This is a genomic window from Rhodopseudomonas sp. BR0C11 (assembly GCF_010820945.1).
GTDB classification, from domain to species: Bacteria; Pseudomonadota; Alphaproteobacteria; order Rhizobiales; family Xanthobacteraceae; genus Rhodopseudomonas; species Rhodopseudomonas palustris_H.
In genome coordinates this window covers 1-7,538 of sequence record NZ_QTKI01000235.1, presented here as the reverse complement: position 1 = coordinate 7,538, position 7,538 = coordinate 1, and the positions used below count along the sequence as shown (strand labels likewise).

Below are 7,538 nucleotides of genomic sequence, written 5' to 3'. Positions count from 1 at the left end.
GGCCAAGCTGGTCGGCGCCGAGTTCCAGCCGCGGCGGCCGCGCGAGCGCGCCCTCAACGCGGTGGCCAATCACTATCGCTGCCGCGACGGCCGCTGGCTGATCCTGTCGCTGCTCAACGAAGAGAAGCAGTGGCCGACGCTGACGAAGTGCCTCGGCCGCGAGGATCTCGCCGACGATCCGCGCTTCGCCACCAAGGCGGATCGCCACGCGCGCTCGATCGAACTGATCGGCATCTTCGACGAGATCTTTGCGACGCGCGATCTCGCCGACTGGCGCAAGGCGCTCGACGGCACCGGTCTGGTGTTCGGCGTCGTCGGCATTCTCGACGACATCACCACCGACAAGCAGCTGATCGAAAACGAAGTGCTGGTGCCGTTCGAGAACGACACCACGCTCACGATCAACAGCCCGATCTGGATCGAAGGCAGCACCAAGACCCGGCCGCGCAAGCCGCCGGGCGTCGGCGAGCACAGCGACGAAGTGCTGCGCAACGCAGGCTACGACGACGCCGCCATCAAGGCGCTGCGTGCATCGGGCGCCGTCGGCTAGGAGCCGACGCGCCCCTCTGCGAGCTGCAGCGTCAGGCCCGCGAGATCGGCCTCCGTTTCCCCGGAGGCGTGCACTGTCACGATGAGGGCACCTGCTGTCGCAAGGCGCCACAGGCTAGGTGCGAGGCCACCTCGGGCCCGAAAACAAATTGCTCGGATTCGCCCAAAAATAGCACGTCGCGCCTCTCGGGGGTGCCCTCCGGGAAATTTTGCAACTTATTGACGGCGGGCGCCATTTCGCAATTGCGAAGAGGGGGCGATATCCGCGACATCGTCTCATCGGACGCAGGAGATGACCTGCGGGTGAGGAGAAGACGATGAGTGCATTCCAAACCGAAACGGTGTTGTCGGTCAGGCACTGGACCGACACCCTGTTCAGCTTCACCGCGACGCGCGACCCTGGATTCCGGTTCCAGAGCGGTCAGTTCGCGATGATCGGCCTGGAAGTCGACGGCCGACCGTTGATGCGCGCCTACAGCATGGCGAGCGCCAATCACGAGGAAGAGCTGGAATTCTTCAGCATCAAGGTGCCCAATGGTCCGCTGACGTCGCGGCTGCAGCAGATCAAGGAAGGCGATCAGATCCTGGTCGGGCGCAAGGCGACCGGAACGCTGATCGCCGGCAATCTGATCCCCGGCAAGCGGCTGCTGCTGCTGTCGACCGGCACCGGGCTGGCCCCGTTCGCCAGCCTGATCAAAGATCCCGAGATCTACGACATCTACGAATCCATCGTGCTGGTTCACGGCTGCCGACAGATTCCCGAACTGGCTTATGGTGAGCAGTTGGTCGAGGGCCTGCGCGACCACGAGTTCCTCGGGGATCTGATCCGCGACAAGCTGCACTACTACCCGACCGTGACCCGCGAGCCGTTCCGCAACCGCGGCCGTGTCACCGATCTGATCGCGTCGGGCCAGCTGTTCGACGATCTCGGCCAATCTGGTCTCGATCTCGAGTCTGACCGGGTGATGCTGTGTGGCAACCCGGCGATGCTCGCCGAACTGCCGGCAATGCTGAGCGAGCGCGGCTTCCGCGAGGGCAACCACAGCGAGCCTGGTCATTTCGTAGTCGAGAAGGCGTTCGTCGAGCGCTGACGCGCCGTTCGGAAATCGCGCGCCGGCGACAACTCATTGCTATCGCCCGGCGCGCGCCTGAACAACTCAGCGAGGCTCCGCGGGAGAGCAAATCAAAACGGCGCCGGCTGTCTCACAGCCGGCGCCGTTGAAATTTCAGGAATGACGCTGCGCGATCAGCGGGCGACGATCAGACCGCGGCTGGTGACCACGACCCAGCGGCCGTCCTGACGGCGGATCGCATCGACGCGGCCGACACCCGGGATCGGATCACCGGCATAGACTTCGTAAGTGCCGGAGCGGCCTTCGACCACCGCGCCGCCGTCATACACATCGCGCAGCACCCAGCCTTCGACCGTCGGCAAGCGGCCCGGCTTCGCAGCGTCGGCCTTCGGCGTGATCGAGCCGGTGACGTCCTTGGCGGGGACCGCGGCAACATTGGCCGGAGCCGGCGCGGGCGCAGCCGGCGGCTGGACCTGCGCGGTGCGCAGTTTCTCGACGGTCTCGCTCAGCTTGGCGATTTTGGCGGCCGGCTCGGCCTGCGCCTTCTCGAGCTTCTCGATCCGGTCCGCGGTCTTGCCGAGCTGCGCCGTGCTCTGCTTGGCGGCGTGGTCGAGATCGGCTTTAAGCGCCGACAGTTCGGTCTGGAGCTGCGCCACCTGCGCGTCGAGCGTCTTCACCTGCGCCGATGCCGCAGTAGTCTCGGCGTCGCTCCGATGCGACAGGCTGGCGGTGGCGAGTGCACCACCGACCGCACCGGCGATCGCCGCCAGGATCACAGCCGCAGCGACCGCCGCGAGCTTGCGCACGCCGAAGCGATGAACCGCAGACTGGCTCGCCTCATCGGGCGCCTCGACTTCGATCTCATCGTCCCAGTGCCGATACAGATTTTCGCGAGGCGACGGCGCCATGATGGTTACGGTGCCGGGGCGCGGACGGCTGACGCCGTCCGACTTCTCGATCTCGGATTTGCCGGCGGGCTTCGCTTCGCTCGGCTTGGCGGCGCCCGCATTGGCCGGCGTATTGGCCGGGGTCGCCTGATGCGCGGAGGCTGAGCTTGTTTCGGCGCTGCCGGCGTTCGCCTGCGCTCCGTCCGTCGCGGCGGCCGCGCCGGTCTGCTGTTCACCGATGGGCTCGTTGCGATGCTCGTCCACGTGTCAAATCCTCCAGATCAGCTTGATACTATTCGGTAACTTTTATTACTTGCGAAATCGTTACTTCCGCCGACGGTTACGGAAATTTCACGAATCGTGAGGAACGCGCACAGCATGACGCACCGCGCGGCTTTGCACCGCACGGTGTCCCGCGCTAGGACAGATCGATCAGCATAGGCGCAGCCAAGCGCCGATCAGGGAGACGACCATGAAGCTGTACGATTCGATCGGGCCCAATCCTCGCCTGGTGCGGATGTTCATCGCCGAGAAAGGCCTGACGATTCCGACCCACACGCTCGACGTCCGCGCCGGCGAGAATCGAACGCCCGAACATCTCGTGCGCAATCCCCACGGCCAGACGCCCACTCTCGAACTCGACAATGGCAGCTTCTTGGCGGAGATCACCGCGATCTGCGAATATCTCGAGGAGAAGCATCCGCAGCCGCCGCTGATCGGCACCACAGCGGAAGAGCGTGCCGAATGCCGGATGTGGACGCGGCGGATCGACCTCTACATCTGCGAGCCGCTGCTCAACGGCTTCCGCTTCGCAGAAGGACTGAAGATGTTTCAGGATCGGATGGTGTGCGTGCCGGAAGCCGCGCCCGGGCTGAAGAAGATGGCGGCTGATCGCATTCGCTGGATGAACGAGCAGATGAAGGGCAAGGAATTCGTCTGCGGCTCGCGGCTGACGCTGGCCGATCTGCTGCTGTACTGCTGGCTCGACTTCGGCGCCAAGGTCGGCCAGCCGCTCGATCCGGCCAACACCAACATCGCCGAGTGGTTCGAGCGCATCGCGGCGCGCCCTTCAGCGAAGGCGTGAGGAGCTTTCGTTTCGAAAGCCAAGCGCCGACGCTTGCTCCCTCTCCCCGCACGCGGGGCGAGGTGGAATGCCGCCGTGTTACTACACCACCACCGGTGCGTCGGGGATTTCGTTGGGGCTCGGGCCGCTGCGCGGGAAGTGTTCGGCCAGATGCGCGGTGATGCGGTCGATGCCGCGGAGCACGCCCTGCTCGAACCGGCCCTCGCGAAACTCGGCTTCCATCTCGCGGCAGATCGTCTCCCAGGTGTCGGCGCTGACGCGGCCGTCGATGCCGCGATCGGCGATGATCTCGACGTTGCGGTCGGCGAGCAGCAGATAGATCAGCACGCCGTTGTTGTGCTCGGTGTCCCAGATCCGAAGCTGCGAGAAGATGTCGAGCGCGCGCTCGCGCACCGGCTGATCGCGAAACAGCGGCGCACCGTCGAGCGCGCCTTCGACGACGAAGCGGATCTGGCCGACGTGGCGGGTTTCGCTCGCCTTGATGGCAAGTTCGATCGCATCGAACGCATCCGGCGAAAATGCGCGGTGCACCGCGCCGCGGCTGGTGAACAGGTGTTTGCCGATCCGCCGGATGCCCATGCTACGTCTCTCCTCACCAGCTTCCCGACGCGCCGCCGCCGCCGAAGCTGCCGCCACCGCCGCTGAAGCCGCTGTCGCTCGAACCGCTCGACCACGACGAACCGCTGCTGCCACCGGTCCAGGTGCCGCCGGACCAACCGCCGCGGCGTCCCGAGGAGATCGTCGGCCCGCCGAACAGATCAATCACCAGCGCCAGCAGGAACCCGGCGAAGCCAGCGACCAGCGCGATGTACCAGACCAGACCGAACAGCATCGCCACCGCGCCGACGATGATGCCGGTCAGCCCCGAAGCTGCGACGCGGCCGAGCGCCGCTTTCAGAAAGCCATTGAGCACCAGCGTGCCGAACAACAGCGGGATCGCCCAGCCGGTCAGCTCATCCATCGATTCCGGCGCCGCCCATTCGTGCTGCGGCTGCGGCGTCGGCAGCGGTTCGCCGTCGATCACGCCGATCATCCGGTCGACGCCGGCCTCGATACCGCCGTCGAAATCGCCGGCCTTGAATTTCGGCGGGATGATCTCGTCGATGATCCGCTTGGCGGTGACGTCGGGCAGCGCGCCTTCGAGGCCGTAACCGACCTCGATGCGCAGCTTGCGGTCGTTCTTGGCGACCAGCAGGATCGCGCCGTCATCGACCTTCTTGCGGCCGATCTTCCAGGCTTCGGCGACCCGGATCGAGAACTGCTCGATCGCCTCCGGCTGGGTGGTCGGCACGATCAGCACCGCAATCTGGCTGCCCTTGCGGGCCTCGAATGCCTTCAGCTTCTGATCGAGCCGCGCCACCGCAGCTTCGGACAGCGTGCCGGTCTGATCGACGACGCGGCCGGTCAGCGCCGGCACCGTGACATCGGCGCGGGCGAACGGCGTCAGCACCGCTGCGACGACGCAGAAGAGCAGCGCCAGCCATCCGGCGCGGACGGCGCGCATCGTCGCCGCGGTCATGCGCTTACTTGGCCGGCGCAGGCGCCGGCGCCGGGGTGAAATCGACCTTCGGCGCGGTCGAAATCTCCTTCTCGTTCTCCACCGTGAAGTTCGGCTTTTCCTTGTAGCCGAACATCATCGCGGTGAAGTTGGTCGGCACCGAGCGCACCGTGACGTTATACGCCTGCACCGCCTTGATGTAGCGGTTGCGCGCCACGGTGATACGGTTCTCGGTGCCTTCGAGCTGCGCCATCAGGTTCTTGAACAGCTCGTCCGATTTGAGCTGCGGATAGTTCTCGGTGACGACCAAGAGCCGCGACAGTGCGCTCGACAGTTCGCCCTGCGCCTGCTGGAACTTCTGGAACGCGGCCGGATCGTTCAGCACCTCGGGCGTCGCCTGGATGCTGCCGACCTTGGCGCGGGCGTTGGTGACGCCGAGCAGCACGTCCTTTTCCTGCTGGGCGAAACCCTTCACCGAGTTGACGAGGTTCGGCACCAGATCGGCGCGCCGCTGATACTGGTTCACCACCTCCGACCAGGTCGACTTCACCTCCTGGTCTTCGCTCTGGATGGTGTTGTAGCCGCAATTGCTCAGGCTGAGCGCGGCGAGCGCCGCCAGCATCGTCAGAAACTTCCGCATCGATCTCTCCCGCACGCGAACCGGCGCAGCATAGCATGCGCCGGTGTGTCTTTGTCGGTATTGCGGGCGTTGAGGTTCTAAGCCGCCTGGGCCGACTTGGCGTCCTGGATCGCGCGCCAGACCTTTTCGGGGGTCAGCGGCGTGTTCAGCGTGGTGACGCCGAGCGGGGCCAGCGCGTCGAGCACGCCGTGCACCACGCAGGGCGGGCCGCCGATCGCACCGGACTCGCCGCAGCCCTTGGCGCCGAGCGGATTGGTCTTACACGGCGCCGACGGATCGAGCGTGACGTTGATCGGCGGCAGGTTGTCGGCGCGCGGGATGCAGTAGTCGAGATAGCTCGCGGTCAGGAGCTGGCCGTCGTCATTATAGGCGGCGTTCTCGTACAGCGCCTGGCCGACGCCCTGGGCAACGCCGCCATGGATCTGGCCGGCGACCAGCATCGGGTTCACCGCATTGCCGACGTCGTCCACCGTGGTGTAGCGCACCACGCGGGAAACGCCGGTGTCCGGATCGACTTCTACCTCGCAGATATGCGCGCCGTTCGGCCACGACGGTCCGTCGACCTCGCCGGTGGAGTCGACGCTGAGGCGCGCGCCCTTCTCCTTGGCGGCAATCTCGAACAGGCTGATCTTGCGGTCGGTGCCGGCGATGGTCAGCATGCCGCCGGAGTACTCGATGTCCTCGATCGAGGTTTCGAGAATGTTCGCCGCCTTCTCGCGCGCCTTGGCGATCATCTCGGCCGACGACACCGCAACCGCAGTGCCCCCGACGAACAGCGAGCGCGAACCGACGCTGCCGAAGCCGATCGCCAAATCGGTGTTGCCCTGCACGACGTCGATCTTGTCGAGCGGAATGTCGAGCGCCGCGGCGATCATCTGGGTGTAGGTCGTCTCGAGCCCCTGCCCCATCGCCTGGGTGCCGGAATGCAGCACGACGCGGCCTTCGGCGGTGGCGTGCAGCTTGACGTTCTCGGTGTGGGCGCGGCCGCCGGTCCATTCGATGTAGCTGGTGACACCGCGGCCGTAGAGCAGGCCCTTCTTCTGCGCCGCCTTCTTGCGCGCCTTGAAGCCGTCCCAGTCGGACAGCTCGGCGGCGCGGTCCATCATGTGGGCGAACGCACCGCTGTCGTACACCTGGCCGACCGCATTGGTGTAGGGCAGCTGCGACGGCTTGATGTAGTTGATCTTGCGGATCGCGCGCGGGTCCATGTTGAGTTTGCGCGCGGCGGCATCCATCAGCCGCTCGACGATGTACACCGCCTCCGGCCGCCCGGCCCCGCGATAGGCGCCGACCGGTGCGGTGTGGGTCATCACCGCCTTGATGTCGAAATGCACCACCGGGAGGTGATACACGCCGGTCTGCACGAACGGGCCGAGCACCAGCGGAATGATCACGCCGGCCCCCGCCAAATAAGCGCCGGTGCCGCCGATCGAGGTGACGCGATAGGCCAGCACCTTGCCCTTGGAGTCGAGCGCGAACGAGGCGGTCGAGGTCAGGTCGCGGCCATGGGTGCCGCCGACGAACTCATCGGTGCGATCGCCGCGCCAGCGGATCTTGCGGTTCAGCTTCACCGCCGCATACGCCACCAGCGCGTCTTCCGGATAGACGCCAGTCTTCTGGCCGAAGCCGCCGCCGATATCGCCGACCAGCACCTGGATGCTCTCCTTCGGCCGCTTCAGGAGGGCCTCGGCGAGCGCGTCGCGGGTCTGGCCCGGGGTCTGCGACTGGGTGTGCAGGATCAACCGGCCGGTCTTCTTCTCGATCTCCGCAATGGTCGAGCGCGGCTCCATCGCCGACGGGATCAGCC

Annotated in this window: 8 protein-coding genes; 3 read left to right on the top strand and 5 right to left on the bottom strand. The window is 66.1% G+C overall.

All coding sequences use genetic code 11. From position 1 onward, the window contains the following. Both DYI24_RS17160 and DYI24_RS17155 read left to right on the top strand, forming a co-directional pair. The coding region (locus DYI24_RS17160) for a CoA transferase (RefSeq protein ID WP_164573161.1) at positions 1-550 on the top strand (550 nt) is incomplete at its 5' end. Positions 551-866: 316 nt separating this feature from the next. Continuing rightward, complete coding sequence (locus DYI24_RS17155; RefSeq protein WP_107343581.1) at positions 867-1,640, top strand: ferredoxin--NADP reductase; 774 nt, start codon at positions 867-869, stop codon at positions 1,638-1,640. A gap of 155 nt (positions 1,641-1,795) precedes the next feature. Here the strand turns inward: DYI24_RS17155 and DYI24_RS17150 are convergent, their stop codons facing one another. Further along, on the bottom strand, positions 1,796-2,773 hold the full coding sequence (locus DYI24_RS17150; protein WP_164573160.1) for a hypothetical protein: 978 nt from the start codon (positions 2,771-2,773) through the stop codon (positions 1,796-1,798). 208 nt (positions 2,774-2,981) lie between these two features. On the opposite strand from DYI24_RS17150, the gene DYI24_RS17145 reads away from it, so the two are divergent. Further along, positions 2,982-3,593 (top strand): glutathione S-transferase family protein, encoded by a 612-nt coding sequence (locus DYI24_RS17145; RefSeq protein WP_164573159.1) that lies wholly within the window; start codon positions 2,982-2,984, stop codon positions 3,591-3,593. A gap of 81 nt (positions 3,594-3,674) precedes the next feature. On the opposite strand, the gene DYI24_RS17140 is transcribed toward DYI24_RS17145, so the two are convergent. The 4 genes from DYI24_RS17140 to DYI24_RS17125 form a co-directional block, all read right to left on the bottom strand. Beyond that, the gene (locus tag DYI24_RS17140) at positions 3,675-4,172 is read right to left on the bottom strand and encodes a TPM domain-containing protein (protein WP_164573158.1); all 498 of its coding nucleotides are present in this window, start codon (positions 4,170-4,172) and stop codon (positions 3,675-3,677) included. A 13-nt stretch (positions 4,173-4,185) separates the two neighbouring features. After that, positions 4,186-5,112: a TPM domain-containing protein gene (locus DYI24_RS17135; protein WP_164573157.1), complete on the bottom strand. Its 927-nt coding sequence runs from the start codon at positions 5,110-5,112 to the stop codon at positions 4,186-4,188. A gap of 4 nt (positions 5,113-5,116) precedes the next feature. After that, on the bottom strand, positions 5,117-5,731 hold the full coding sequence (locus DYI24_RS17130) for a LemA family protein (RefSeq protein WP_164573156.1): 615 nt from the start codon (positions 5,729-5,731) through the stop codon (positions 5,117-5,119). A gap of 77 nt (positions 5,732-5,808) precedes the next feature. Next, positions 5,809-7,538 (bottom strand): xanthine dehydrogenase family protein molybdopterin-binding subunit (locus tag DYI24_RS17125; RefSeq protein WP_164573155.1); only part of this gene is annotated, 1,730 nt, incomplete at its 5' end.

Coding starts and splice junctions, on each gene's coding strand:
- DYI24_RS17140 (WP_164573158.1), bottom strand. CDS start 4,172: ATGGGCATCCGGCGGATCGGCAAACACCTGTTCACCAGCCGCGGCGCG.
- DYI24_RS17130 (WP_164573156.1), bottom strand. CDS start 5,731: ATGCGGAAGTTTCTGACGATGCTGGCGGCGCTCGCCGCGCTCAGCCTG.
- DYI24_RS17145 (WP_164573159.1), top strand. CDS start 2,982: ATGAAGCTGTACGATTCGATCGGGCCCAATCCTCGCCTGGTGCGGATG.
- DYI24_RS17155 (WP_107343581.1), top strand. CDS start 867: ATGAGTGCATTCCAAACCGAAACGGTGTTGTCGGTCAGGCACTGGACC.
- DYI24_RS17135 (WP_164573157.1), bottom strand. CDS start 5,112: ATGACCGCGGCGACGATGCGCGCCGTCCGCGCCGGATGGCTGGCGCTG.